Raw genomic sequence first — 24,761 nt, 5'->3', positions numbered from 1 at the left:
AGTAAAGATGAATTGTAGTGGGGGGAGTATCCATTGAAAACAAGTCTAGGATTAGTGTACGGAGGAAAGTCGGCAGAACATAATGTTTCCCTGCAGACGGCTCTGGCTGTAATCAAAGCGCTAAATACTGAGAAGTTTGATATACATCCGATTTATATAACAGAAAAAGGCGAATGGGTTAGAGGCGCCCGTTTAACTGAGCCTGTTTCAAACGTGAAAATGCTTCAATTTGAGCAAGGAGGCAATGCTTTTTCTCCAGCTGCCCTGAACCAGGAGATGTTTCCGCAGGAAGCGTCACAGCAAAATGAAGCCATCGACGTCGTATTCCCGCTCCTCCACGGACCGAACGGAGAAGACGGTACGATCCAGGGAATGCTCGAGCTGTTGAACATTCCTTATGTCGGCAACGGAGTGCTTGCTTCCTCAGCTGGCATGGATAAAGTTGTCATGAAACATTTATTTGCTCAGGCCGGCCTTGCTCAGGCTAAATACGCAGCTTTCCTTAAGAAAGACTGGACTCGTTCTCCGAAAGAAAGCTGTGAGCAGGTTGAACAGGAATTAGGCTACCCTTGCTTCGTAAAACCGGCGAACCTCGGCTCAAGTGTCGGAATCAGCAAATGCCGAAACCGTGAAGAACTGCAAAAAGCATTTGAGCTTGCTTTCCAATATGATCGCAAAGTCGTCGTTGAAGAAGGAATTAACGGCCGCGAGATCGAAATCGGCGTTCTTGGAAATGACGATCCTAAATGCTCTGTTGTGGGGGAAATCGCACCGAAGACGGATTTCTACGATTACAAAGCGAAATATGAGGATGGAGATACTGATCTGATGATTCCGGCGATTGTGACTGATGAGGAATACGCAACAATCAGTGATATGGCGATCAAAGCGTTTAAAGCGATCGATGGTTCAGGACTCGTCAGAGCGGACTTTTTCCTGACAGCTAACGGCGAAGTTCTGATCAATGAAGTCAACACAATGCCTGGCTTTACACCTTTCAGCATGTTCCCGCTGCTCTGGAAAGAAGCCGGAGTGGAATATGCTGACCTGATTGAACAGCTTGTGGAGCTTGCAAAAGAACGCCACGCTGAAAAACAATTGATTAAGCATACATTCTAATGAAGAAGGACACTGCCGGTAAAAGGGCAGTGTTTTTTCCCGTATATACAAAAGAAAGAGAGGGACCTTACTTGATTAAGCGAACAGTAAAAAACATTGCCGAAATGGTTAAAGGCACACTAACAAATCCGCAATATGAACAAACAGTCATTCATGGAGTGGCAACCGATACAAGAAAACTGGAACAACATCAGCTCTTTATTCCGCTGAAAGGGGAACGTTTTGACGGCCACTCTTTTGTGGAGCAGGCCTTTGAAGCTGGTGTAGCGGCTGTTCTTTGGGATCGGTCAGTACCAAATCCGCCCGAGAATCACGCCGTCATTTTAGTGGACGATACCCTTACCGCACTTCAGCAGCTTGCAAAAGCCTATTTGCAGGAGCTTGGCACACGTGTCATCGGAGTAACCGGAAGCAATGGCAAAACGACAACAAAAGATATGATTCACGCCGTACTGGGGACCAAGTACCGTGTTCACAAAACAGGAGGAAACTTCAATAATCATATCGGTTTGCCGCTGACAGTTTTAGCGATGCCAGAAAATACGGAGATCGCCGTATTGGAGATGGGAATGAGCGCCAAAGGAGAAATTGACCTCTTGAGCCGCCTGGCAAACCCGGATGCGGCAGTGATTACGAATATCGGCGAATCGCATATGCAAGACCTTGGCTCTAGAGAGGGCATCGCGGAGGCGAAGCTTGAAATCATTAACGGGCTTAAAGAAGACGGAGTGCTGATTTATATCGGGGACGAACCGCTTCTTCAAAATGCATACAGCTGCCAGACGAAAACGTACGGGACGGGAGCGCATAATGATTATCAGCTTCAGGATGTCAGCCAGAGTGAGGAAGGAACCCATTTTACAATCAAAGGGATAAAAAACACGTTTTTTATTCCGATACTCGGCAAGCACAATGTGATGAACGCCATGGCAGCGATTGCTGCAGGGGGTTATTTTGGCATCACGCCTGAGGGTGCGGCAAAAGGACTGAGCGGCCTAAAGGTAACCGGGATGAGACTTGAACTCATCAAAACAGACAGCGGCCTTTCGATAATCAATGACGCTTATAATGCGAGCCCGACTTCCATGAAAGCTGCAATTCAATTGACAGAAAGCCTCGAAGGCTACGGCAAAAAAATGCTCGTGCTCGGTGATATGCTTGAACTCGGCGATCTTGAAGAAACGTTCCATAAAGAGTGCGGCGCTGTGATCAGCCCTGATAAAATTGACCGCGTCTTTACGTACGGAAAACTGGGAGCTTTTATCGCGGAAGGCGCCCTGAAACACTTTGAGAAAGACCGCGTCAGCCATTACACTGAGAAAAAAGATCTCCTCCAAGCTGTGAAGGAAAACGCATCAAAAGGCGATTTGATTTTATTCAAAGCATCCAGAGGTATGAAGCTTGAAGAAATCGTTAAAGATTTAATAGAGAGCCCGCTTTCATAAGAAAATATTTTGCGGAAAAACGCATATTGCATCATAAAATAACATGATATGCAAACACTAATGTATGCCGGCCGAAAATTATGTATATCTGGCCGGCTGCGGCTATGATACAATATATATATAGGTTATTTCGCGATACGAACATATTCGTCCGGACTTTTCATCGTGACCCGAAGTTCTCCGCTGGATTCTTGGGAGCGGATGGAGCAGCAGCCGGCATATTCGAGATGCCGATCTGCTTCTCATCTTATTGAAAAACAAATAGTGTAATGGTAAGATAAAACTTAAAGTAATTCGGGCTTTGTATACGGATGGATCCTGTCCTTCTTGTCTAAAGGGCAGTTTTATAAGTGGTAAATCACGACATTACTGAAACAGCAATTAGAAGGAGTTTGAATAATTTGACTATAACGTTTCAAGATTTTAATTTAAGTTCTGATCTCATGAAAGCAATTAATCGTATGGGATTTGAAGAAGCAACACCGATTCAGGCACAAACGATACCGCTCGGACTTTCAAATAAAGACGTCATTGGACAAGCGCAAACAGGTACAGGTAAAACAGCTGCGTTTGGTATACCCCTTGTTGAAAAAATTAACCCCGAGTCTCCTAATATTCAAGCAATCGTAATCGCGCCAACCCGTGAATTAGCCATTCAAGTATCTGAAGAATTGTATAAAATCGGACAAGATAAACGTGCGAAGGTTCTTCCTATTTACGGCGGACAGGATATTGGACGGCAAATCCGGGCGTTAAAGAAGAATCCGAATATTATTGTCGGAACACCTGGCCGTCTTCTTGACCACATCAACCGCCGCACCATTCGTTTAAACAACGTAAATACCGTTGTAATGGATGAAGCGGATGAAATGCTGAACATGGGATTCATTGACGATATTGAATCTATCCTTTCAAACGTGCCAAGCGAGCATCAGACACTTCTGTTCTCTGCCACAATGCCTGCGCCGATCAAACGCATTGCAGAGCGCTTCATGACTGAGCCGGAACACGTAAAAGTAAAAGCGAAAGAAATGACGGTTTCTAACATTCAGCAGTTCTATTTGGAAGTGCAAGAACGCAAAAAATTCGATACACTGACTCGCCTTCTTGATATTCAGTCTCCTGAGCTTGCGATCGTATTCGGACGTACAAAACGCCGTGTCGATGAGCTGGCTGAAGCTCTGAACCTTCGCGGATATGCAGCTGAAGGAATTCACGGTGACTTAACGCAGGCGAAACGTATGGTTGCGCTTCGTAAATTTAAAGAAGGCGCAATCGAAGTTCTTGTCGCAACTGATGTTGCCGCTCGCGGACTTGATATCTCAGGTGTTACACACGTATACAACTTCGACGTGCCTCAAGATCCTGAAAGCTACGTTCACCGTATCGGAAGAACGGGCCGTGCAGGAAAAACAGGTATGGCAATGACGTTCATTACACCGCGTGAGAAAAGCATGCTTCGCGCAATTGAACAAACAACAAAACGCAAAATGGACCGCATGAAGGAGCCTACACTTGATGAAGCGTTAGAAGGCCAGCAGCAGGTTACTGTTGAACGTCTTCGCACGACAATCAGTGAAAACAACCTGAACTTCTACATGACAGCGGCAGCTGAGCTGCTTGAAGATCATGATGCAGTAACAGTGGTTGCGGCGGCTATCAAAATGGCTACAAAAGAGCCAGACGACACACCGGTTCGCTTAACAGACGAAGCGCCGATGGTCAGCAAACGCTACAAGAACCAGCGCTCTTCTAAACGCAGAGACGGTCAAGGCGGCGGCTACCGCGGCGGAAAAGGGAAAAGCAACAACCGTTCTTCCTATGACAAAAAGCGTTCAAACGATCGCCGTTCTTCAGGTGACAGACGCCAGAAAAAATCTTACTAATTTGATCGATTCAGAGCCCAAAACATGATGTTTTGGGCTTTTTTATGTTCGCGATTTGTTATTCAGCAAATTTTCAGCTGACGGAAGCCATTTTTCTCTGTATGCTTAAGAATGAAACCTTTCTGTAAAAGAGACGTATAAATAACGACGAAAAAAAGGGAGGTAGGTATTTTTGAGAGGGCAGCCAAAAAACCAAATCAGTCCAGACGGATTAAAGGTTTGGCGACTTCAAGAGATCATCATATCCGCTGTTTGCTTACTTATTGTCATTGCAGTTGCAGTGTTAAGCTATTATTTTCATTGGCCGTACTGGATCAGCGGCGTGCTCGGCGCGGTTTGGCTGTTGGGATCGATTGTGACGGTCTTTATCATTCCGAAGGTCCGTCATAAGGTGTGGCGATATGAAGTCCATGAACATGAAATAGATATTCAGTCAGGTATTTTTGTGGTAACACGTGTGATTGTTCCGATGGTCAGAGTTCAGCACGTCGATACGTCACAAGGGCCATTATTAAAAAAATACAACCTGGCAACGGTGAAAATTTCCACGGCCGCGACCGTTCATTCGATCCCCGCTTTAGAGATGGAGGAAGCGGATCGGCTGAGAGACTCCATTTCCCGTCTGGCGAGGGTGACTGACGATGATGTCTGAACCGAAACGCCTGCACCCGGCAGCAGTCATTTTGAATTTATGCCATACCATTATTCAAACGATAAAAAATATCATTCTGCCATTCTTTTTTGTGTATATTGTCAATTCAAACCATACTGTCCGTTTTTACGGAGCCATTGCGCTCGGTGTGCTATTCATCTGGCTTGTAGCGGCAAGCATTATCAAATGGAGAAGGTTTACCTATCGAATTGAAGATGATGAATTTAGAATCGAAGAAGGCTTATTTGTTACGAAAAAGCGATACATATCGATTGATCGGATTCAAACGATGAATACGAGCGCAGGCCTTGTCCAGCAAATCTTTAAGCTTGTGAAGCTGCAAATTGAAACAGCAGGCGGAGGCAAGGAGGCAGAAGCCGTTCTTTCTGCTATTTCTGTTGAAGAAGCGGAACGCATCAAAGAAGCTGTCTTTAAGAAAAAAGCGCAAAGACGAGAAAATGAACTTGATGAAGAACGGCTTGAAGCTGAAGAGGAGTTGGTTCCGGCCGTTGAGGTGCAAGAGCACTATCGCATGAACGCGAAAGAATTGCTCATGGCCGCTTCTACCTCCGGCGGAATCGGAGTCATTATCTCCGCTGTATTTGCACTTATTTCCCAGCTTGATGAAGTGCTGCCAATGGATTGGTTATTCGATAAGTTTTCCTTCCTTCAGCACGCCAGCATCGGTATTTACGCGGTACTGATTTTTATCGGTTTATTTATCGCCTGGATTTTCAGCATCGCGGGCATGATGTTTAGATACGCGAACTTTCAAATCATAAAAAAAGAGCAGGAACTGGTGATTTCAAGGGGAATTATTGAAAAACATCAAGTCACGATTCCATTGCGAAAAATACAAGCCATTAAAATCAAAGAAAATATCATTCGCCAGCTTTTCGGCTTTGTAACGGTGTCCATCGTCAGCGCAGGAGGCGGCGACCGGGAAAAAGAAGAAGGCGCTTTGACCATTCTCTTTCCAATGATTCATAAAAAAAAGCTTCCGCACATGCTCCGAACATTTACGCCGGAATACACGCTGGAAGAAAACTGCCGCCGCCTGCCGCGGCGCGCGTTGAAACGCTATTTGTTCCGTTCTGTCATTTTTTCACTATTTTTGATCATCCCGTTATGTATCTTCTTTCAGCCATGGGGCTATCTGTCAGCCATCCTGCTGCCGATAGAATTGTTCTTCGGCTATCTCGCGTATAAAGAGGCTGCATGGACGATCAACGGGGACCGTCTTCAGCTGACGTCTAGATTTATAGGCAGAACAACCGCCATTGTACTGAAAAAACGAATGCAGGTCTGCAAGTTCAGCCAATCCTATTTCCAAAAGAAAGGCCGCTTGTATACCATTTCTACTTCGGTGAAATCATCGAGCCATATGGAAGAATTAACGGTGAGGGATGTAGGTGAAGAGGATGCAGCCTTCATTTTAAAGTGGTACTCATATGAAAATGCGGACGGTTAATACCGCCGCTCTTTTTTTTGCACGCATAAAAACGAAAGAAGAAACCCGCCGCATAGTCCAAACAAATGGGCCATCATGTTAATATTGGAGTTGATAAACGACATGAGAACGGCAAATGCGAGCAGTGTGATGATCATTTTGGAATGCTCCTGCCCTATTAGCTCATTGCGAAAAAGAACCATAAACAGGTACACGCCGAATAGCCCGAAAATTGCGCCTGAAGCACCGACATGCACGTAATCAAGCGGCTCTGTAACATAAGTGCCGATATTGCCGATGATGCCGGAGCCGGCGTATACAAGAAGGAAACGCGCTTTTCCCAGCATGCGTTCCAAAGCCGGGGCAAATAAAAAGATGGACATGGAATTAAACAGCAGATGTGTGAAACCGGCGTGCAGCAAAATCGGTGTGATCAGCCGCCACCATTCACCGTTTGCGACACCTAGATTATAGCCTGTGACGGTATCCCTCCATAACACGACTGAATGGGCAGGAAGTGAAAAAAACAGCCAGAGAACAGCTTGCAAAGCCAATATAAAGGTGACAACGGGGTAAAGCCTGATAAATGTTTGAAAATTTTCAGTTCGTATAAACATTCCGAGCCCCTTTTCTTCATTTTGGTATATCTATAGTAACACGTTTATGAGACAAACCATTTAAATAGTACGTACGCAAAGGAGGTTATCATACATGATTTACGGCATTGGGCTGGACATTACCGAGCTTAAACGCATCGCCTCTATGGCTGGGCGCCAGAAAAGGTTTGCCGAGCGGATTTTGACGCGAAGCGAGCTTGACCAATACTATGAGCTTTCAGAGAAAAGAAAAATTGAATTTCTCGCGGGCAGATTCGCGGCAAAAGAAGCTTTCTCGAAAGCGTTTGGCACCGGCATTGGGAGGCAGCTCAGCTTTCAGGACATTGAAATTAGGAAAGACCAAAATGGCAAGCCCTATATCATTTGCACGAAACTGAGCCAGGCTGCCGTTCACGTATCAATCACTCATACAAAAGAATACGCTGCCGCGCAGGTTGTGATTGAAAGGTTGTCAAGCTAGTCTGCATATTAGGGAAACCCCACTCATATATTTGATAGTGCATTAAGGGAGACAAGTTGTTTGAGGCTTTTATGGTACGCATCTGTTCTGCCTAAACGTGTACCGAGCGTACCGTTAAAGTCAAACAAGCGATTTCTTCCTTTTACATCAATTGAGAAAAAGGGGTTGAAAAAGGTGAGAAAAAGCTTTGTTTTGCTTTTAACGGGACTGCTTGCTGTTCTTATTCTTTCTGCCTGCGGGCAAAAAACACAGCAAGATATTGTGGCCGGGTTAGATGAAAAGGCGAAAGAATACACCTCGTACAAAGCAAAAGCGAAAATGACCATCGAGACAGGGAGTGAGCCTCAAGTATACAATGTGGAAATCTGGCACAAAAAGCCGTCTCTGTACAGGGTTTATTTAGAAAATCCGAAAAAGGACCAAAACCAAGTCATTTTACGAAATGAAAACGGAGTATTCGTTCTCACGCCGTCTTTAAATAAGAGCTTCAGATTTCAAAGCGATTGGCCGAACAACAGCAGCCAGGTTTATCTGTTTGAATCGCTCGTAAAGGATGTTCAAAACGATTCGGATGCAGTTTTCACAGCGAAAGAAAAGAAATACGTATTCGAAACAAAAACAAACTATCAGCATAACAAAATGCTGCCTACGCAAGAAATCACATTTAACAAAAAAGATATGAGCCCGTCATCTGTCAAAGTGATGGATACTGACCGGAAAGTGATGGTCAAAGTAGAATTCAGCAGCTTTGAATTTAATAAACAATTTGATAAAGAATCATTTGACGAAAAGAAAAATATGACCCTTTCTCAAATGGATGTTGCCACAAGCGCAAAGCCTTCCGATACATTCGCGGTCAAAACGCCGCTGGAACTGCCGCTTGGCGTCAAGCTACTTGAAGAAAAAGATATATCTACTGAAGACGGGAAGCGCATCATCATGACGTACGGAGGAGAAAAGTCATTTACGTTAATTCAGGAAAAAGCCCAGATTGCCAAGGCTTCCTCCTCCGTTACGCTGAACGGCGAACCGGTAAATCTCGGCTACACCATCGGCGCCTTGTCGGATGCATCATTGTCATGGACATATGAAGGTGTAGATTACCTTCTCTCTTCTAAAGATCTTTCAAAAGAGGAAATGGTGACAGTAGCGAAAAGCATGCAGGGACAATCATCGAAATAACAACAAAGGCCAAACATGATTTGGCCTTTTTTTCGTTAGACATCGTTTCCCTTTAGCCTTTAATTTTAGTATGATATGTAAATGATATTGAATAAAAGCTAGGAAGTGTCGTAATGAGCACAAAATCTTTTTACAGAGATACGTGGGCGGAAATTGACTTGTCCGCGATAAAGGAAAATGTCAGCAATATGAAAAAACATATCGGTGAACATGTCCACCTGATGACAGTTGTGAAAGCAAACGCCTACGGGCATGGTGATGCAGAAACAGCAAAGGCTGCTCTTGACGCAGGTGCTTCATGCCTGGCCGTGGCCATTTTGGATGAAGCGATTTCACTGCGCAAAAAGGGATTGAAGGCGCCTATATTGGTGCTTGGCGCGGTTCCCCCAGAGTATGTTGCAATCGCTGCTGAGTATGACGTGACCTTAACAGGTTATTCTGTTGAATGGCTTCAGGAGGCAGCCCGCCACACGAAAAAAGGTTCTCTTCATTTTCATCTGAAGGTCGATACGGGGATGAACAGGCTTGGTGTAAAAACAGAGGAAGAAGTTCAGAACGTGATGGCCATTCTTGACCGCAATCCTCGTTTAAAGTGCAAAGGGGTATTTACCCATTTTGCGACAGCGGATGAAAAAGAAAGAGGCTATTTCTTAATGCAGTTTGAGCGCTTTAAAGAGCTGATTGCTCCGCTGCCGTTAAAGAATCTAATGGTCCACTGCGCGAACAGCGCCGCCGGACTCCGGCTGAAAAAAGGCTTTTTTAATGCAGTCAGATTCGGCATCGGCATGTATGGCCTTCGCCCGTCTGCTGACATTTCGGACGAGATACCGTTTCAGCTGCGTCCGGCATTTACCCTGCATTCGACGCTGTCGCATGTCAAACTGATCAGAAAAGGCGAGAGCGTCAGCTACGGAGCCGAGTACACAGCAGAAAAAGACACATGGATCGGGACGGTGCCTGTAGGCTATGCGGACGGCTGGCTCCGAAAATTGAAAGGGACTGACATCCTTGTGAAGGGAAAACGCTTGAAAATTGCCGGCCGAATTTGCATGGACCAATTTATGGTGGAGCTGGATCAGGAATATCCGCCGGGCACAAAAGTTACATTAATAGGCCGGCAGGGGGATGAATGTATTTCCATGGATGAGATTGCAGGAAGGCTTGAAACCATTAACTATGAGGTGGCCTGTACAATAAGTTCCCGTGTTCCCCGTATGTTTTTGGAAAATGGGAGTATAATGGAAGTAAGAAATCCTTTATTGCAGGTAAATACAAGCAATTAACTTACCTAAATGGAGAATTCATAAAACAGCTTTGCTTGAAGAGTGAATAATGGTATCATTATCACTGGATGGATAAAAGAGTCGTATCCGTAAGTTTGGTGGAGGTGTATGTTTTTTGTCTGAATCCAGCGCAAGAACCGAAATGAAAATCAGCTTGCCCGAAAACCTAGTAGCTGAATTGGATGGTGTAGCGATGCGGGAGAAACGAAGCAGAAACGAACTGATATCACAAGCAGTGAGAGCGTATGTCAGCGAACGAACAACTCGTCACAACCGTGATTTGATGAGACGCGGCTATATGGAAATGGCGAAAATCAACCTGAATATTTCTTCTGAGGCTCACTTTGCGGAGTGCGAGGCTGAAACGACAGTTGAGCGCTTAGTCAGCGGAGGATAATCATTTGATTGTGAAACGCGGCGATGTTTATTTTGCTGATTTATCTCCTGTTGTTGGCTCAGAGCAAGGCGGGGTGCGCCCGGTTTTAGTGATCCAAAATGACATCGGAAATCGCTTCAGCCCAACTGCTATTGTTGCAGCCATAACAGCACAAATACAGAAAGCGAAATTACCAACCCACGTCGAAATCGATGCAAAACGCTACGGTTTTGAAAGAGATTCCGTTATTTTGCTGGAGCAAATTCGGACGATTGACAAGCAAAGGTTAACGGATAAGATTACTCATCTGGATGATGAAATGATGGATAAGGTTGATGAAGCCTTACAAATCAGTTTGGCACTCATTGATTTTTAGACATATTTGCAGGTTGCTCAAATAGAGCAACTTTTTTTGTTTTCAAAAAACATAAACGATATAATAGTGAAATAACGAAAAAATATGTTGTTTTTTATTGGGAGGTAAGCGAATTTGATGTCGAATCAGACTGTATACCAGTTCATTGCCGAAAATCAAAATGAACTGCTCCAACTGTGGACTGACACACTAAAAGAATTAAGCGAGCAAGAATCCTATCAGCTGACTGACCAAGTGTATGAAAATATATCTAAAGAATATATCGACATTCTGCTGCTGTCTGTTAAGGACGAAAACGCTGCTGAAAGCCAAATCAGCGAACTGGCGCTTCGAGCGGTCCAAATCGGACTGTCTATGAAGTTTTTGGCTACTGCACTTGCTGAATTCTGGAAGCGTCTCTACACGAAAATGAATGATAAGAGATTGCCAGATCAAGAGAGCACGGAATTAATCTGGCAGATTGATCGCTTTTTCAGCCCGATTAACACAGAAATTTTTAATCAATACTCAATCTCATGGGAAAAAACAGTATCCCTGCAAAAAATCGCGCTGCAAGAGCTGTCTGCGCCGCTTATCCCGGTGTTTGAAAATATCACTGTGATGCCTCTTGTCGGAACAATTGATACCGAACGCGCGAAACGAATTATGGAAAACCTTCTTAATGGCGTCGTCAAACACCGTTCCCAAGTCGTGCTGATTGACATTACAGGTGTCCCTGTCGTCGATACGATGGTTGCCCATCATATTATTCAGGCATCAGAAGCTGTAAGGCTTGTCGGAGCAAAATGCCTGCTGGCCGGAATCCGTCCGGAAATTGCTCAAACAATCGTCAACCTGGGGATTGATTTATCCCAAGTTATAACTAAGAATACCCTGCAAAAAGGAATTCAAACAGCATTGGAAATGACGGATCGAAAAATCGTTTCATTGGGGGAATAACATTTTGAGACATCCGAAAATCCCGATCTTGAAACTGTATAATTGCTTATTAGTGTCCATTCAGTGGGAACTTGATGACCAAACAGCATTAACCTTTCAAGAAGACTTATTAAATAAAATATACGAAACAGGTGCTAACGGAGTCGTCATTGACCTGACATCTGTGGATATGATTGATTCATTTATCGCGAAAGTGCTGGGCGACGTCATTACAATGTCTAAGTTAATGGGGGCAAAAGTTGTCTTGACCGGCATTCAGCCCGCTGTGGCAGTGACGCTGATTGAACTTGGAATCGCACTTGAGGAAATCGAAACTGCGCTCGACTTAGAGCAGGGGCTTGAGACATTGAAGCGGGAATTGGGGGAATAGCGAATGAACGACCAATCCTGTGTAAGAATCATGACAGAATGGGATATTGTGGCCGCCAGACAGCTGGGACGAAACGTTGCGAAAGAACTGGGTTTCGGCACGGTAGACCAGGCTAGAATTACAACGGCTATTTCAGAATTAGCCAGGAATATTTATTTATATGCCGGCAAAGGGCAGATTGGAATTGAACAGGTCGCAGACAGAGGAAAAAAAGGCCTGAAAATTATAGCGGAAGACCAAGGGCCGGGAATTCCTGATATCCGAAAAGTCATGGAAGACGGGTTTTCAACGTCTGGAGGACTTGGTGCGGGACTTCCCGGGGTCAAAAGGCTGATGGATGAATTCAGCTTAAATTCCGTAGCGGGGGAAGGAACAGAGATACAAGCCATCAAATGGCTTCGGTAGGAGGTAAGAACGTGGATTTTAGGGAGGTTATTGAGCAGCGGTATCATCAGCTGCTTAGTCGATATATAGCCGAATTAACAGAAACATCTTTATATCAAGCCCAAAAATTCAGCCGAAAAACAATCGAGCACCAAATTCCTCCGGAAGAAATCATCAGCATTCACAGAAAAGTGCTGAAGGAGCTGTATCCAAGTCTCCCGGAAGATGTGTTTCATTCGCTGGATTTTTTAATAGAAGTCATGATTGGTTATGGAATGGCTTATCAGGAGCATCAAACCCTTAGAGGGATACAGCAGGAAATCAAATCAGAAATTGAAATCGCGGCAAATGTCCAGCAGACGCTGCTCGGAACTAAAGTTCCTCAGGAAGAAGCGCTGGATATCGGCGCCATCAGTGTTCCTGCTAAACAGATGAGCGGTGATTACTACCACTTTGTCAAAGACAAGGAATCCATCAATATCGCAATCGCGGACGTGATCGGAAAAGGCATTCCAGCGGCTTTATGCATGTCCATGATTAAATACGCGATGGACTCTTTGCCGGAAACGGGCATACACCCTTCTCAAGTGCTGAAAAATTTGAATCGTGTTGTTGAACAAAACGTTGATGCCAGTATGTTTATTACGATGTTTTATGCGAATTACAATATGGACAAGCATCAATTTACATATGCTTCAGCGGGACATGAACCGGGATTCTATTATTCTCAAAAAGACAACACGTTTTACGATTTAGAGGCCAAAGGACTCGTTCTCGGCATCTCGCAGGACTATGACTACAAACAATTCGATCAGCATCTGGAAAAGGGCGATATGATTGTTTTATTTTCTGACGGCGTCACAGAATGCAGAACGGAAAACGGTTTCTTGGAGCGTCCTGATCTGCAGAAGCTCATTGAGGAACATATGTGTTCCTCCGCGCAGGAAATGGTCAAAAACATTTATGACAGCCTCCTCAAATTGCAGGATTTTCAGCTTCACGATGATTTTACGTTAATTGTTTTGCGGAGAAAGGTTTAACGTCTGTCAGACCAGGGTATAAAGCAACTAGTGATTTGAAGGAAAATTTGAGGTGATACGAATGAATATAAATGTTGATGTGAAGCAAAACGAGAATGATATACAAGTAAACATTGCAGGAGAAATTGATGTATACTCAGCCCCGGTGCTTAGAGAGAAGCTCGTTCCTCTGGCAGAACAAGGAGCTGACTTAAGAATTTGCCTGAAAGATGTCAGCTACATGGACAGTACCGGATTGGGCGTTTTTGTAGGGACCTTTAAAATGGTGAAAAAACAAGGCGGTTCGCTGAAACTTGAAAATCTTTCTGAACGGCTGATCCGACTGTTTGACATTACAGGCTTGAAGGACATCATTGATATTTCTGCAAAGTCAGAAGGTGGAGTGCAATGAAGAATAATGCTGATTACATCGAAATGAAAGTGCCGGCCCAACCTGAATATGTGGGAATTATAAGACTGACGCTGTCAGGGGTCGCAAGCAGAATGGGCTATACGTACGATGAAATTGAAGACTTGAAAATCGCAGTCAGTGAGGCGTGCACAAATGCGGTTCAGCACGCTTACAAAGAAGATAAAAATGGGGAAGTGTCAATACGATTCGGTGTGTTTGAAGACCGTTTAGAGGTTATTGTGGCGGATGAAGGAGACAGCTTTGACTTTGATCAAAAGCAGCAGGATTTAGGGCCGTACACACCTTCGCACACAGTTGATCAATTATCAGAAGGAGGGCTCGGTCTATATTTAATGGAAACGCTCATGGATGAAGTCAGAGTGCAAAACCACTCCGGCGTCACCGTAGCGATGACAAAGTATTTAAATGGGGAGCGAGTTGATCATGACACAACCATCAAAAACTACGAAACTAACTAAAGATGAAGTCGATCGGCTCATAAGCGATTACCAAACAAGGCAAGATGAACAGGCGCAGGAAACGCTTGTGCGGGTGTATACAAATCTGGTTGACATGCTTGCGAAAAAATATTCAAAAGGCAAAAGCTTCCACGAGGATCTCCGCCAGGTCGGCATGATCGGGCTGCTAGGCGCGATTAAGCGATACGATCCTGTTGTCGGCAAATCGTTTGAAGCTTTTGCAATTCCGACAATCATCGGTGAAATTAAACGTTTCCTCAGAGATAAAACATGGAGCGTTCATGTGCCGAGACGAATTAAAGAACTGGGTCCAAGAATCAAAATGGCGGTTGATCAGCTGACCACTGAAACACAAAGATCGCCGAAAGTCGAAGAGATTGCCGAATTCCTCGATGTTTCTGAAGAAGAGGTTCTTGAAACGATGGAAATGGGCAAAAGCTATCAAGCCTTATCCGTTGACCACAGCATTGAAGCGGATTCGGACGGAAGCACCGTCACGATTCTTGATATCGTCGGATCACAGGAGGACGGATATGAGCGGGTCAACCAGCAATTGATGCTGCAAAGCGTGCTTCATGTCCTTTCAGATCGTGAAAAACAAATCATAGACCTTACGTATATTCAAAACAAAAGCCAAAAAGAAACTGGGGACATTCTCGGTATATCTCAAATGCACGTCTCGCGCTTGCAACGCAAAGCTGTGAAGAAGCTCAGAGAGGCCTTGATTGAAGATCCCTCGATGGAGTTAATGTAATGATCCAGGTTGAAGAAAACGAGCATATTCAAACTCTAGTATATCAACTGAATAAAGAAGGGAAATCGATTTGCGGTGACAGCTTTTTTATGAAAGCTGATGATAAGGAGTTAATTTGCGCGGTTGCTGACGGACTGGGAAGTGGATCACTTGCTAACGAATCCTCTGCAGCCATCAAAGACTTAGTGGAAAACTATGCGAATGAAGACGTAGAAAGCATTATCGAACGCTGTAATCAGGCGATGAAAAACAAAAGAGGCGCTACAGCATCTATCCTGAAAATCAATTTTGAGCAAAGGCAGTTTACGTACTGCTCTGTCGGAAATGTACGGTTTATTCTGCATTCCCCGTCTGGTGAAAGCTTTTATCCTCTGCCGATTTCGGGCTATTTATCAGGCAAGCCGCAAAAATACAAAACGCACACCGCCACCTATGAAAAGGGTTCAAAGTTCATTATACATACAGATGGACTCAACGTACCTGATATCCGCTCCCACTTGAAAAAAGGCCAATCGGTAGAAGAAATATCGAATTCGCTGAAAATGTATACGACATCGAGAAAAGATGACCTGACCTATATTCTCGGACAGCTGTCCTAGAGAATAAGAACAAAAAGAAGCCGGAATGCCGGCTTCTTTTTTTATGTGTTTTTTTCGGTTTTTGATACACTAGAGAAAGAACGACAAAATTGGAGGCTTTGGTTACATGGAAACGTCAGCCCTTTTAAAACAGCAAATTGCGAAAGAAATAGGTTTATCACAAAAACATGTTGAAAGTGTTATCCGTCTGCTTGAGGACGGCAACACAGTCCCGTTTATTGCCCGGTATCGAAAAGAGCAGACGGGTTCAATGGATGAGGTTCAGATTCAAACGATTTCTGAACGCTGGCAATACATACAAAACCTGAATCAGCGAAAAGAAGAGGTCATCAGGCTGATTGCAGAGCAGGATAAACTGACAGATGATCTAAAACGTAAAATCGAGCAATCGGTGAAGCTTCAGGAAGTGGAAGACCTTTACCGCCCTTATAAACAAAAACGCAAAACAAAGGCGACAGTCGCTAAAAGCAAAGGCCTTGAGCCGCTTGCCGACTATATCCTGACACTTCCCCAAGATGATCGTCTGGCAGCAACTGCAGACCAATACATCAGCGAAGAAAAAGAAGTGTTCACACGAGAAGAAGCGATTGAAGGTGCCAAGCACATTATTGCAGAACAAATCTCAGACGAGCCGACCTTCAGAAAGTGGATTCGCCAGGAAACCTTCAAAAGAGGAACCATTAAGTCTGCAGCCGGAAAGTCGGCAGACACCGATGAGAAAAATGTGTATGAAATGTATTACGAGTATGAAGAGCCAATTGCAAAAGTCGTTCCGCATAGGGTGCTGGCAATGAACCGCGGCGAAAAAGAAGACATTTTAAAGGTGTCGATCGAACCGCCTGCGGATCACATTAAGGCGTATTTAGAAAAACAAATCATCAAAAATCGCTCAACATCCGTAAAAGAGATTTTGCAGGAGACAATTGAAGACAGCTATAAAAGGCTGATCCAGCCGGCAATCGAGCGTGAAATCAGGAAAGAGCTCTCAGAAAAAGCTGATGAACAGGCGATTCATATTTTCTCAGAGAACTTGAGAAAACTTCTTTTGCAGCCGCCGATGAAAGGCAAAACCGTTCTCGGTGTTGACCCAGCCTTTCGAACCGGCTGTAAGCTCGCTGTGTCAGATGAGACTGGAAAAGTCTTGAAAATTGATGTGATCTATCCGCATGCGCCAGTCAACAAAACAAAAGAAGCCCATGAAAAAGTGAAAAAGATTCTTGAGCAGTATCAAGTCGAGATGGTGGCGATCGGAAACGGCACAGCATCCAGAGAAACAGAACAATTCATCGTCAATGTACTCAAAGACATGCCGCGCAAAATTTATTATGTGATCGTCAATGAAGCGGGAGCAAGCGTCTATTCGGCTTCAGAGCTGGCCAGAGAAGAATTCCCTGACCTTAAGGTTGAAGAGCGCAGTGCTGTATCTATTGCGCGAAGACTTCAAGACCCGCTCGCGGAGCTCGTTAAGATCGATCCGAAGTCTGTTGGTGTCGGACAGTATCAGCATGACGTCAGCCAAAAACGCTTAAATGAATCTCTGCGGTTTGTCGTCGAAACGGTCGTAAACCAGGTGGGAGTAAACGTCAACACAGCCTCCGCCGCGCTGCTTCAGTATGTAGCGGGATTATCGAAGTCTGTAGCAGGCAACGTTGTCAAAAAACGTGAGGAAATCGGAAAGTTTTCAAATCGAAAAGAACTGAAGGACATCCCAAGGTTAGGTGCGAAAACCTACGAGCAATGTATCGGTTTCTTAAGAGTGCAGGAAGGGACAGAGCCTTTGGATAGAACAGGCATCCACCCGGAAAGCTATAAAGAAACAAAAGCACTTTTGAAAAAACTCGGACTTTCAACAGAACATATCGGCACGGCGGAATTGAAGGACAAAATCAATCAGCTGGCGCTCTCTGAAACGGCAAAAGAGCTGGGAATCGGCGAAATCACTCTGAAAGACATTTGTGAACAGCTGACAAGGCCGGAACGCGATCCACGCGATGAGGTGCCTAAGCCTTTGCTGAAAACAGACGTCCTTCAGCTGGAAGATTTGAAAGAGGGAATGGAACTGCAGGGCACCGTGCGCAATGTAGTGGACTTCGGAGCGTTTGTTGATATCGGAGTCAAACAAGACGGGCTTGTGCATATCTCAAAATTGAGCAATCAATTCGTCAAGCATCCTCTTGATGTCGTATCTGTCGGCGATATTGTGACAGTTTGGGTTGACGGCGTAGATGTACAAAAAGGCAGAGTATCGCTGTCTATGGTAAAATAAAAGCACTGCTTACGAGCAGTGTTTTTTCCTATAGAAATACCAGCATTGATTCAGCAGTTTAATTTGGTAATTATCTTTTTCAAGGAACGCTTTTTGCATCTGCTTTTTAAGCCAATTTGGCATAGGCTCATTCCTCCTCAGCTTTTATCATAAGAGGGACGGTGATTACCATATTGTATGCGAACGGTGAATTGTCCCGTTCAATGTTTTTTAAGTGAGGTGCACTATGGATAATATAGAGCTTCAAAAGCTGACAGAGGATATTTCTAAAACGTATTTTAAAAAGCCGTTCCGCCATCAGGCGCTTTTTAATGACAGGCTTAAAACCACTGGCGGCAGGTACCTGTTAACCTCCCATAACATTGAATTGAACAGAAAATATCTGATTGAACACGGCAGGGAGGAGCTGATCGGCATTATCAAGCACGAGCTCTGCCATTATCACCTCCACCTTGAAGGAAAAGGGTACAAGCACAGAGACAGAGATTTTAGAATGCTTTTGCAGCAGGTCAACGCGCCGAGGTTCTGTACACCCCTTAAGAAAAAAGCGGAAAACAAAAAAAATTATATGTATATCTGTACGGCCTGCGGCCAACAGTATATAAAGAAGCGCGCCATGAACCCTGACAGATACAGGTGCGGAAAATGCCGCGGGAAAATAAAAAGAATTTTTTCGTGAAAAAGGTTGACGAATATGGCAAGCCTATGTTACATTATAAAAGTCGTTACGAGAGATAAATAAAAATATTTACCTCTTGACACTGTAAATCAAGGCTGATATAATAAGTCTTGTCTCATTATTCCACAGTAGCTCAGTGGTAGAGCTATCGGCTGTTAACCGATCGGTCGCAGGTTCGAATCCTGCCTGTGGAGCCATATTGGAGAAGTACTCAAGTGGCTGAAGAGGCGCCCCTGCTAAGGGTGTAGGTCGCGTAAGCGGCGCGAGGGTTCAAATCCCTCCTTCTCCGCCATAAGATTTCGATATAAGTTCTCAACCATCGGCCCGTTGGTCAAGCGGTTAAGACACCGCCCTTTCACGGCGGTAACACGGGTTCGAATCCCGTACGGGTCATTCCATTTCGTTGGGCTATAGCCAAGCGGTAAGGCAACGGACTTTGACTCCGTCATGCGTTGGTTCGAATCCAGCTAGCCCAGCCATTTTTATTTTTGAAATCTAATAGTAAGAGCCATTAGCTCAGTTGGTAGAGCATCTGACTTTTAATCAGAGGGTCGAAGGTTCGAGTCCTTCATGGCTCACCATTTGTCTTTTTGCGGGTGTGGCGGAATTGGCAGACGCGCTAGACTTAGGATCTAGTGTCTTACGACGTGGGGGTTCGAGTCCCTTCACCCGCACTTTATTTACAAAGTGCACGCAAATCGGTTTTACTAGGTTAAGAGCCTACTAAACCAGCACAAACACAATTTAATGATCACGCGGTCGTGGCGGAATGGCAGACGCGCTAGGTTGAGGGCCTAGTGGGTGAATAACCCGTGGAGGTTCAAGTCCTCTCGGCCGCATCAATGATACCAAGGGTTTAGAGTACCTTGGTATTTTTTGTGTCTTTTGAACAGAACGTATTTTGTGACTAAAACTGACCACTTACTTTAAGTAGGTGGTCTGATTTGTCCGCAAAAGTATATAGTTTAATAATAAAAAGGGCATTGTATATTAGCATACAAAATATGTTATGCCCTTTTTTGTTTTAATAACGCATCCGTTATTTTAAGCGTACAATGTTACTTTATTATGGAATAAAAACAAGTGTCGGTCAGCTTGCTTCCATCTGCGGATAAATCATCATTTCTTAAAGTGCCTTCGAATACAAACCCAAGTTTTTCAGGAATAGCACGACTTTTGAGGTTTGTTGATTCACATCTTATTTCAATTCTTCTAAATTTAATATTATGTAACCCAAAGGTAGCTAATTTTTTTACTGCTTCTGTCATATATCCATTCCCGCCAAATTTAGTATTTACCCAGTACCCAATTTCACATTTAGGAATGGTCCAGTCAATCCTCTGAAGGCTAGTTATTCCAATAAAGTTATTGCTAGCTTTATCAAAAATAAGAAAACGAAAACTTTCCCTCTTTAAAAAATTTATATGAGCGTTTCTTAAATTTACCTCTGTTTCTTCAACAGTAGGAAGTTCTTGAGCAAATGGCAACCACGCTTTTAATTCATTAAAGGAACCCCTAATTGCTTGGTTTACAATTTTCCCGTCTCCTGTTTGGTGTGGTGCTCGAAGGATTAGTCTTTCTGTTTCCAATTGTAAAGGCACATCTAACAATAAAGGATTCATTTGATAACTCCTCTCGTAAGTTCAATGTTAAAAATTGAAAATAAGTAATAAAAACTCTTATCTATAAGAAATAATTCTTGAGGACGTGAGTTATAACTACTTGGTATCTATTTGTTTATCTATGATGCCTCCAGTAAGAATTGAATATTCTTTATTCTCTTCAAAGAATTTTTTCACACTAGAGTAATTCACTTGTAGCCTCACATACATTTAATTTTGGTTTGCAATTCATCAATCTTATTAAGTTCATACTCATAATCACAGTTTTCTTCTAAAACAAAATTCATAGTTTCAAAGAAACTTCTCGCATTCTTTAAGAGTGATTCAAAAAAATCAAGTTTCGGTAGTAAAACTTTTTGTTTTTGATCAATTTCAAATAACAACATATCATTCGATATTGATTTCATTTTCAATAGAAGGGGTTGATCAGGAAAATAAGTTTCGCTTTCTCCTGTTTCAATAGCTTCTTCAATTAGATTTAAAAAATAAGCCCACAATTGGTCAACCAAGTCCCACATAGTGACATCAAGCAAATCTTGTTCACCATATTTTAAAATAATCGCTCCAGATAAATAGTAAGAGTCTAACTGTGATTTTATGTTCTTTAGTCCCTCTATATTGCTAAGTGGAACAAAGTAATCGTCAATATTATTTTTTAAGATTGAAAGATCGTTTATCTTCTTATTTGGCCTAAGAATTAATGATTCAATATAAAACATTTTACCTCTCCTATTTTTCTGGATAGAATTGTCCTACTCTTCCTTTTTGAAAGCCAACAACATATTTTTGACCCTCATATGTTCCTCGAATTTGATAACTAAATTTAGTTCCTTTTTTTGTTAACTCTTCACGGTTTTGTTCATAATTGATTCTATCGCATCTGCAACATCGTTAACAGTCATCTCTTTATTGAGAAAAGATTGTTGAGACTTAATTGAACCATCCCATAAATTAGGATGATGGCGCTCTAAAATATGCTTCATTCCTCGCTTATCAATGAGGAATGATTGTCCTCCAAAAGTGTATTTTCTGCTTTGGAAAGTTTTTAATTCGTTTACAACTTCATGCGGTTTAGCTTTCTTTAATCCTTGTACAGTAGACGAGTTCTTAAATATTTCAAGTGCAGAGTTTTTATAATTCTCTCCATCAAGCACGTTAAAAGGAAAAGTCCCTGAACCACCAGCCATTGCGTACTGTTGTTCAAAAACACTTGGTATTTTAACGTATTCAATTCCTTTTTTTATTCCTGTTTTTGAAACTTCAAGTGTCTTAAGTGCAGCAACTTTTGAACCGGCTTTTGCAACTTTGGATACTTTATCAATACCCTTTGAACCCACTAATGCAAGAACAACCGTACTGCCTACATAGGAAACCCATTTTGCTCTGCTGTAGCTATCTCCATTAAATTCCGATGATAGTGTTAGGAAGACTGTATTATAAAAAGAGAGACAGAATATGGAGGAACTAAAAGAGAGTTTAGGGAAAACAATTGCACTAAACATAAAAGAAAAACAAGCCATTAAACCGACAGGGTTCTGGACATTTTTCTGTAACCCAAAGGTTTGGGCTATTGATGATTTTTTGAGTTCAAACCAAATAGAAGATACATTTTCCATTACAAGTTGGCAAAAAGAGTGGTTTAAGGAAGGTCCACAAGGGATTATTAGAGTTGGTCATGATAACCGGAATAAAAAAATGTTAAATGGTAAACCAAAATTAAATCGAGGTATTTATGCGGTAGTAGAAATAACGGGGAAACCCATCTATTCTGATAAAGATGAAAATTATTATTATGAAGAAAGTGATCATTTCAATTACAGAGTACCAGTTAGATACATTAAGAATTTGCTGCATTCACCAATCTTACTTGAGGATCTAGATTTTGAAAATGATGAATATGATAAGTACTTAATCGAAGGGTTTCAAGCCTCATCAATGCCGTTAAATCCAAAAGCATTTTAAAAAATATCTTCATTGATTCATAACACTGATGCACATCCTTTGAGAATTGGAGAACAATACTCAAGAAAAGATATTTACAAGATTTTTAACGTACCAGAGGGTAAACAGGGCGGTAATAATGATGTATTTGTCTTTATCAATATAAGTTCTGCCGGAAGAACGGGGCATGGTTACGATAATAAATTTATCGGAGATGACCTCCAATGGTTTGGTAGTATTCATTACAAAATGCTTCTATTCAATCTATGTTAAAACCCAAAGGTAATATTTATATTTTCACACAGGAAGATAGTAATAATCCCCTGTTTACTTACCAAGGAAATGCTAGAGTAAAAGAGTTTCATGACACTAAGCCAGTCAAAATTATTTGGGAATTTAATGATGAAAAAGAAATCCGACATAATCAAATGACTGAGGAAATTGATAACCCAACAAGATATATTGAAGGAGCCACAAAACAGGTCTCATTCAACGTTTATGAGAGAAATCCCATGGCGAGGAAAAAGTGTTTAGAGCATTATGGTTTTAGTTGTGTCATCTGTGGGTTTGATTTTGAGAAGGTATTCGGAGAATTGGGTAAAGGCTTTATTCACGTACATCATATAATTGAGTTAAATCAGATAGGCAAGGAGTACGAAATTGACCCGATCAACGATTTACGTCCAGTTTGTCCAAATTGTCATGCTATGTTGCATAAGAAAAAACCAGCTTTCACGGTTGAGGAGTTAGTGGAAATTATCAACGATAATAGATAAAAGCCAACCATTGTTTAAATCGGGTTGCTGCTCCATTTTTACTTCCAATTAGAAATTACAAATAAATGCACTTAATTAAAAAGAATTCGGCGCTATATAGGATTTGTGACGGGAAATACAGGTTTCACTTTATTGAGAGCTGATGGAAAATAAAGAGACAATAAATATTGTTGCTGGCTTGTCTCTTTATTCCATAAGGAGGCTCTAACTTTGCCGATTCAACCGTCTTTGTTTCAGAATGGTGATTATTAGAAAGGAAATCCCCCCAATAATGCAGTAAATAAAAAAAACAACTAAAAGTTTAGGGTGTTCTAATGACGTTACGAGAATCAGAATAAAAGGTATGAAAATTAAAAATATCAAGTTCAAAATAGAGCGTTTATTTACTAGAACCCATTTTCTCTCAATCATGTCATCCAGACATGCAACTAAAAAGAATAGACCAAATAAACCAGTTGTTAATTTTGTTATGTTCCAGAATGGATGTTGGGAATAACCTAGGGAAAATGCAAGAACTAAGTATAATACAACTAGTGCTGAAATAATTGGAGGAATAAATACATCTTTTAAATTAGATAGTGAGCGAGTTATAGTTTCCATAATGCTCTCACTATATATAATGTTATCATTGAACTTTATTAACTTAATAGCCTTTAAAATTTCATTTTTTATCTTTTCTGATTTATACCCACTACATTCATCGAGGTTTTTTTCTAAGATGTTTCTTATTATCAAATAGGTTTTTTAAATCAAGTAATGGTAGTTGAGTTTGTACATATTTTAAAAATTCATCATCGGTCAAACTTTCTCTTCCAATAGTATGATACTGTTTTAATATCTCTGAAATAATCTTTAGTGAATTTTCTCTCTCTGTCTTTCGAAGTTCCTTATCTTTTTCATAAACAGATTTGATTTGTCGGCTTAGCCAAATAGTGAATATAAAAGTAAGTGTTATAGTTAGACCAAGCAAGTATTGTCTCCAACAAGGTTTTTAACAGAATCCAATATTAACTTTTTCATTCTTAGTTCTCCTTAGCATCATTCTTTTAATTAAATAGTATACTGCTGAGCAATGATTAAACTGAAGAATTTCATAAAAAGAAACCAGTTCAGATAAAGAACTGGTTAGAATAAACTCAAAGAATTAATGATTAAATAAAGTTTTCTTTGAAAGAACGAACTTTTCAGTATTGAATGATTGGTTATCTTGTTTCCATTTCACTTGAACCGTTATCTTAGATCCTTTTAGATCAGATTCTTCTAAACGCTCTAAAAATGAAAATGATTTTTCTTTAGCTGATCCATCGCTAGAGGTACCACCTGAATAATCTTTCATAGGGATATCGCTGTTAAAATCTGAAGAATCAAGAAGTGTTTTATTATCTTTCATTATTGTTATTGATTCTATATAAGTTTTATCAGTTTTATCTTTATCGCCAATCCAAAGAATCTCCCCGCTAAACTCTTTTGGAGCATCTTCATTCTTTTTAAAGATTACTTCCCAGTTGTGATCCTTACTTTTACCTTCCCAGTTAGGATATTCGAGATTGTAATGGTTATAGATTTTTAATGAGAAAAACACTAGGAAAATAATCACCAAAGCAGAAATTGTAAATAAAACAGGTCTTTTATACTCCTTTTTCATAAATAACCTCCAAAAAATGTATTGATTTTT

Annotated in this window: 28 protein-coding genes, 7 tRNA genes and 1 pseudogene; 29 read left to right on the top strand and 7 right to left on the bottom strand. The window is 41.9% G+C overall.

Going from position 1 to position 24,761, the window contains the following annotated elements:
- Positions 1-33: 33 nt before the first annotated feature.
- From BGM23_RS19545 to BGM23_RS19525, 5 genes are all read left to right on the top strand, one after another.
- Positions 34-1,119, top strand: a complete 1,086-nt coding sequence (locus BGM23_RS19545) for a D-alanine--D-alanine ligase (RefSeq protein ID WP_038427416.1) — start codon at positions 34-36, stop codon at positions 1,117-1,119.
- Between the two features lie 71 nt (positions 1,120-1,190).
- The gene (locus tag BGM23_RS19540) at positions 1,191-2,564 is read left to right on the top strand and encodes a UDP-N-acetylmuramoyl-tripeptide--D-alanyl-D-alanine ligase (RefSeq protein WP_046664276.1); all 1,374 of its coding nucleotides are present in this window, start codon (positions 1,191-1,193) and stop codon (positions 2,562-2,564) included.
- Positions 2,565-2,965: 401 nt separating this feature from the next.
- A complete protein-coding gene (gene cshA / locus BGM23_RS19535; RefSeq protein ID WP_003246685.1) occupies positions 2,966-4,450 on the top strand; it encodes a degradosome RNA helicase CshA in 1,485 nt (494 codons plus the stop codon).
- A 172-nt stretch (positions 4,451-4,622) separates the two neighbouring features.
- Positions 4,623-5,102 (top strand): PH domain-containing protein, encoded by a 480-nt coding sequence (locus BGM23_RS19530; protein WP_046664267.1) that lies wholly within the window; start codon positions 4,623-4,625, stop codon positions 5,100-5,102.
- Positions 5,092-6,573 (top strand): PH domain-containing protein, encoded by a 1,482-nt coding sequence (locus tag BGM23_RS19525; RefSeq protein ID WP_029726538.1) that lies wholly within the window; start codon positions 5,092-5,094, stop codon positions 6,571-6,573. The genes BGM23_RS19530 and BGM23_RS19525 overlap by 11 nt, the downstream gene beginning before the upstream one ends.
- Here BGM23_RS19525 and BGM23_RS19520 read toward each other — a convergent pair.
- Positions 6,570-7,169, bottom strand: coding sequence for a rhomboid family intramembrane serine protease (locus BGM23_RS19520; RefSeq protein ID WP_003246687.1), 600 nt, complete (start codon positions 7,167-7,169; stop codon positions 6,570-6,572). The genes BGM23_RS19525 and BGM23_RS19520 overlap by 4 nt on opposite strands.
- A gap of 94 nt (positions 7,170-7,263) precedes the next feature.
- Here BGM23_RS19520 and acpS point away from each other — a divergent pair, with 94 nt between their 5' ends.
- The 14 genes from acpS (at position 7,264) to BGM23_RS19450 (ending at position 18,068) form a co-directional block, all read left to right on the top strand.
- Positions 7,264-7,629: a holo-ACP synthase gene (gene acpS / locus BGM23_RS19515; RefSeq protein WP_015252768.1), complete on the top strand. Its 366-nt coding sequence runs from the start codon at positions 7,264-7,266 to the stop codon at positions 7,627-7,629.
- A 165-nt stretch (positions 7,630-7,794) separates the two neighbouring features.
- Positions 7,795-8,811, top strand: a complete 1,017-nt coding sequence (locus tag BGM23_RS19510; RefSeq protein WP_072557167.1) for a LolA family protein — start codon at positions 7,795-7,797, stop codon at positions 8,809-8,811.
- Between the two features lie 113 nt (positions 8,812-8,924).
- Positions 8,925-10,094, top strand: coding sequence for an alanine racemase (alr, locus tag BGM23_RS19505; RefSeq protein ID WP_029727188.1), 1,170 nt, complete (start codon positions 8,925-8,927; stop codon positions 10,092-10,094).
- Positions 10,095-10,209: 115 nt separating this feature from the next.
- The gene (endB, locus tag BGM23_RS19500) at positions 10,210-10,491 is read left to right on the top strand and encodes a type II toxin-antitoxin system antitoxin EndoAI (protein WP_003225183.1); all 282 of its coding nucleotides are present in this window, start codon (positions 10,210-10,212) and stop codon (positions 10,489-10,491) included.
- 4 nt (positions 10,492-10,495) lie between these two features.
- Positions 10,496-10,846 (top strand): type II toxin-antitoxin system endoribonuclease NdoA, encoded by a 351-nt coding sequence (gene ndoA / locus BGM23_RS19495; RefSeq protein WP_003156187.1) that lies wholly within the window; start codon positions 10,496-10,498, stop codon positions 10,844-10,846.
- 114 nt (positions 10,847-10,960) lie between these two features.
- Positions 10,961-11,785, top strand: coding sequence for an RsbT co-antagonist protein RsbRA (rsbRA, locus tag BGM23_RS19490; RefSeq protein ID WP_009966610.1), 825 nt, complete (start codon positions 10,961-10,963; stop codon positions 11,783-11,785).
- A 4-nt stretch (positions 11,786-11,789) separates the two neighbouring features.
- Positions 11,790-12,155 (top strand): RsbT antagonist protein RsbS, encoded by a 366-nt coding sequence (gene rsbS, locus BGM23_RS19485; protein WP_003225190.1) that lies wholly within the window; start codon positions 11,790-11,792, stop codon positions 12,153-12,155.
- Positions 12,156-12,158: 3 nt separating this feature from the next.
- Positions 12,159-12,560 (top strand): serine/threonine-protein kinase RsbT, encoded by a 402-nt coding sequence (rsbT, locus tag BGM23_RS19480; RefSeq protein WP_003246640.1) that lies wholly within the window; start codon positions 12,159-12,161, stop codon positions 12,558-12,560.
- Between the two features lie 11 nt (positions 12,561-12,571).
- The gene (gene rsbU / locus BGM23_RS19475) at positions 12,572-13,579 is read left to right on the top strand and encodes a phosphoserine phosphatase RsbU (protein ID WP_003234295.1); all 1,008 of its coding nucleotides are present in this window, start codon (positions 12,572-12,574) and stop codon (positions 13,577-13,579) included.
- Positions 13,580-13,640: 61 nt separating this feature from the next.
- Positions 13,641-13,970 (top strand): anti-sigma factor antagonist RsbV, encoded by a 330-nt coding sequence (gene rsbV / locus BGM23_RS19470; RefSeq protein WP_003234298.1) that lies wholly within the window; start codon positions 13,641-13,643, stop codon positions 13,968-13,970.
- Entirely contained in the window at positions 13,967-14,449 is a 483-nt protein-coding gene (gene rsbW, locus BGM23_RS19465) for an anti-sigma B factor RsbW (RefSeq protein WP_003234299.1), read from the top strand. The genes rsbV and rsbW overlap by 4 nt, the downstream gene beginning before the upstream one ends.
- Complete coding sequence (gene sigB, locus BGM23_RS19460) at positions 14,415-15,203, top strand: RNA polymerase sigma factor SigB (RefSeq protein ID WP_029727187.1); 789 nt, start codon at positions 14,415-14,417, stop codon at positions 15,201-15,203. The genes rsbW and sigB overlap by 35 nt, the downstream gene beginning before the upstream one ends.
- A complete protein-coding gene (rsbX, locus tag BGM23_RS19455) occupies positions 15,203-15,802 on the top strand; it encodes a phosphoserine phosphatase RsbX (protein WP_003234303.1) in 600 nt (199 codons plus the stop codon). Before sigB ends, rsbX begins: the two co-directional genes overlap by 1 nt.
- 106 nt (positions 15,803-15,908) lie before the next feature.
- The gene (locus BGM23_RS19450; protein WP_015252761.1) at positions 15,909-18,068 is read left to right on the top strand and encodes a Tex family protein; all 2,160 of its coding nucleotides are present in this window, start codon (positions 15,909-15,911) and stop codon (positions 18,066-18,068) included.
- Between the two features lie 9 nt (positions 18,069-18,077).
- Here the strand turns inward: BGM23_RS19450 and cmpA are convergent, their stop codons facing one another.
- Complete coding sequence (cmpA, locus tag BGM23_RS19445; RefSeq protein ID WP_003225207.1) at positions 18,078-18,191, bottom strand: cortex morphogenetic protein CmpA; 114 nt, start codon at positions 18,189-18,191, stop codon at positions 18,078-18,080.
- 103 nt (positions 18,192-18,294) lie between these two features.
- On the opposite strand from cmpA, the gene BGM23_RS19440 reads away from it, so the two are divergent.
- From BGM23_RS19440 to BGM23_RS19405, 8 genes are all read left to right on the top strand, one after another.
- Positions 18,295-18,747 carry a SprT family protein gene (locus BGM23_RS19440; RefSeq protein WP_015252760.1) on the top strand — a complete coding sequence of 151 codons (453 nt, stop codon included), beginning with the start codon at positions 18,295-18,297 and terminating at the stop codon, positions 18,745-18,747.
- 122 nt (positions 18,748-18,869) lie between these two features.
- A tRNA-Asn gene (locus BGM23_RS19435) sits at positions 18,870-18,944 on the top strand.
- 4 nt (positions 18,945-18,948) lie between these two features.
- A tRNA-Ser gene (locus BGM23_RS19430) sits at positions 18,949-19,039 on the top strand.
- 29 nt (positions 19,040-19,068) lie between these two features.
- Positions 19,069-19,140: transfer RNA gene (locus tag BGM23_RS19425), tRNA-Glu, on the top strand.
- Positions 19,141-19,151: 11 nt separating this feature from the next.
- Positions 19,152-19,226 (top strand) — tRNA-Gln (locus BGM23_RS19420).
- Between the two features lie 26 nt (positions 19,227-19,252).
- Positions 19,253-19,328 (top strand) — tRNA-Lys (locus BGM23_RS19415).
- A gap of 11 nt (positions 19,329-19,339) precedes the next feature.
- A tRNA-Leu gene (locus tag BGM23_RS19410) sits at positions 19,340-19,421 on the top strand.
- Between the two features lie 81 nt (positions 19,422-19,502).
- Positions 19,503-19,586: transfer RNA gene (locus BGM23_RS19405), tRNA-Leu, on the top strand.
- Between the two features lie 219 nt (positions 19,587-19,805).
- Here BGM23_RS19405 and BGM23_RS19400 read toward each other — a convergent pair.
- The 3 genes and pseudogenes from BGM23_RS19400 to BGM23_RS22245 form a co-directional block, all read right to left on the bottom strand.
- Positions 19,806-20,369, bottom strand: coding sequence for a GNAT family N-acetyltransferase (locus BGM23_RS19400; RefSeq protein ID WP_029727186.1), 564 nt, complete (start codon positions 20,367-20,369; stop codon positions 19,806-19,808).
- Positions 20,370-20,569: 200 nt separating this feature from the next.
- Entirely contained in the window at positions 20,570-21,088 is a 519-nt protein-coding gene (locus BGM23_RS19395) for a hypothetical protein (protein ID WP_015252758.1), read from the bottom strand.
- A gap of 10 nt (positions 21,089-21,098) precedes the next feature.
- Positions 21,099-21,772 (bottom strand): annotated as a pseudogene (locus tag BGM23_RS22245) (hypothetical protein); the annotation flags it as partial.
- A 52-nt stretch (positions 21,773-21,824) separates the two neighbouring features.
- On the opposite strand from BGM23_RS22245, the gene BGM23_RS19385 reads away from it, so the two are divergent.
- Complete coding sequence (locus BGM23_RS19385) at positions 21,825-22,331, top strand: hypothetical protein (protein ID WP_046664266.1); 507 nt, start codon at positions 21,825-21,827, stop codon at positions 22,329-22,331.
- A 245-nt stretch (positions 22,332-22,576) separates the two neighbouring features.
- Entirely contained in the window at positions 22,577-23,086 is a 510-nt protein-coding gene (locus tag BGM23_RS21650; protein WP_113713038.1) for an HNH endonuclease, read from the top strand.
- A 697-nt stretch (positions 23,087-23,783) separates the two neighbouring features.
- Here the strand turns inward: BGM23_RS21650 and BGM23_RS19375 are convergent.
- On the bottom strand, positions 23,784-24,056 hold the full coding sequence (locus tag BGM23_RS19375; RefSeq protein WP_029725808.1) for a hypothetical protein: 273 nt from the start codon (positions 24,054-24,056) through the stop codon (positions 23,784-23,786).
- A 174-nt stretch (positions 24,057-24,230) separates the two neighbouring features.
- Complete coding sequence (locus tag BGM23_RS19370) at positions 24,231-24,731, bottom strand: DUF4944 domain-containing protein (protein ID WP_015252753.1); 501 nt, start codon at positions 24,729-24,731, stop codon at positions 24,231-24,233.
- Positions 24,732-24,761: the final 30 nt, after the last annotated feature.

Origin of the sequence: Bacillus sp. FJAT-14266 (genome assembly GCF_001719225.1) — a bacterium.
In the GTDB taxonomy this organism is placed as follows: Bacteria; Bacillota; Bacilli; order Bacillales; family Bacillaceae; genus Bacillus; species Bacillus subtilis.
Note: the sequence above shows the minus strand (reverse complement) of the source record. Positions and strands in the feature narration are given on the sequence as shown.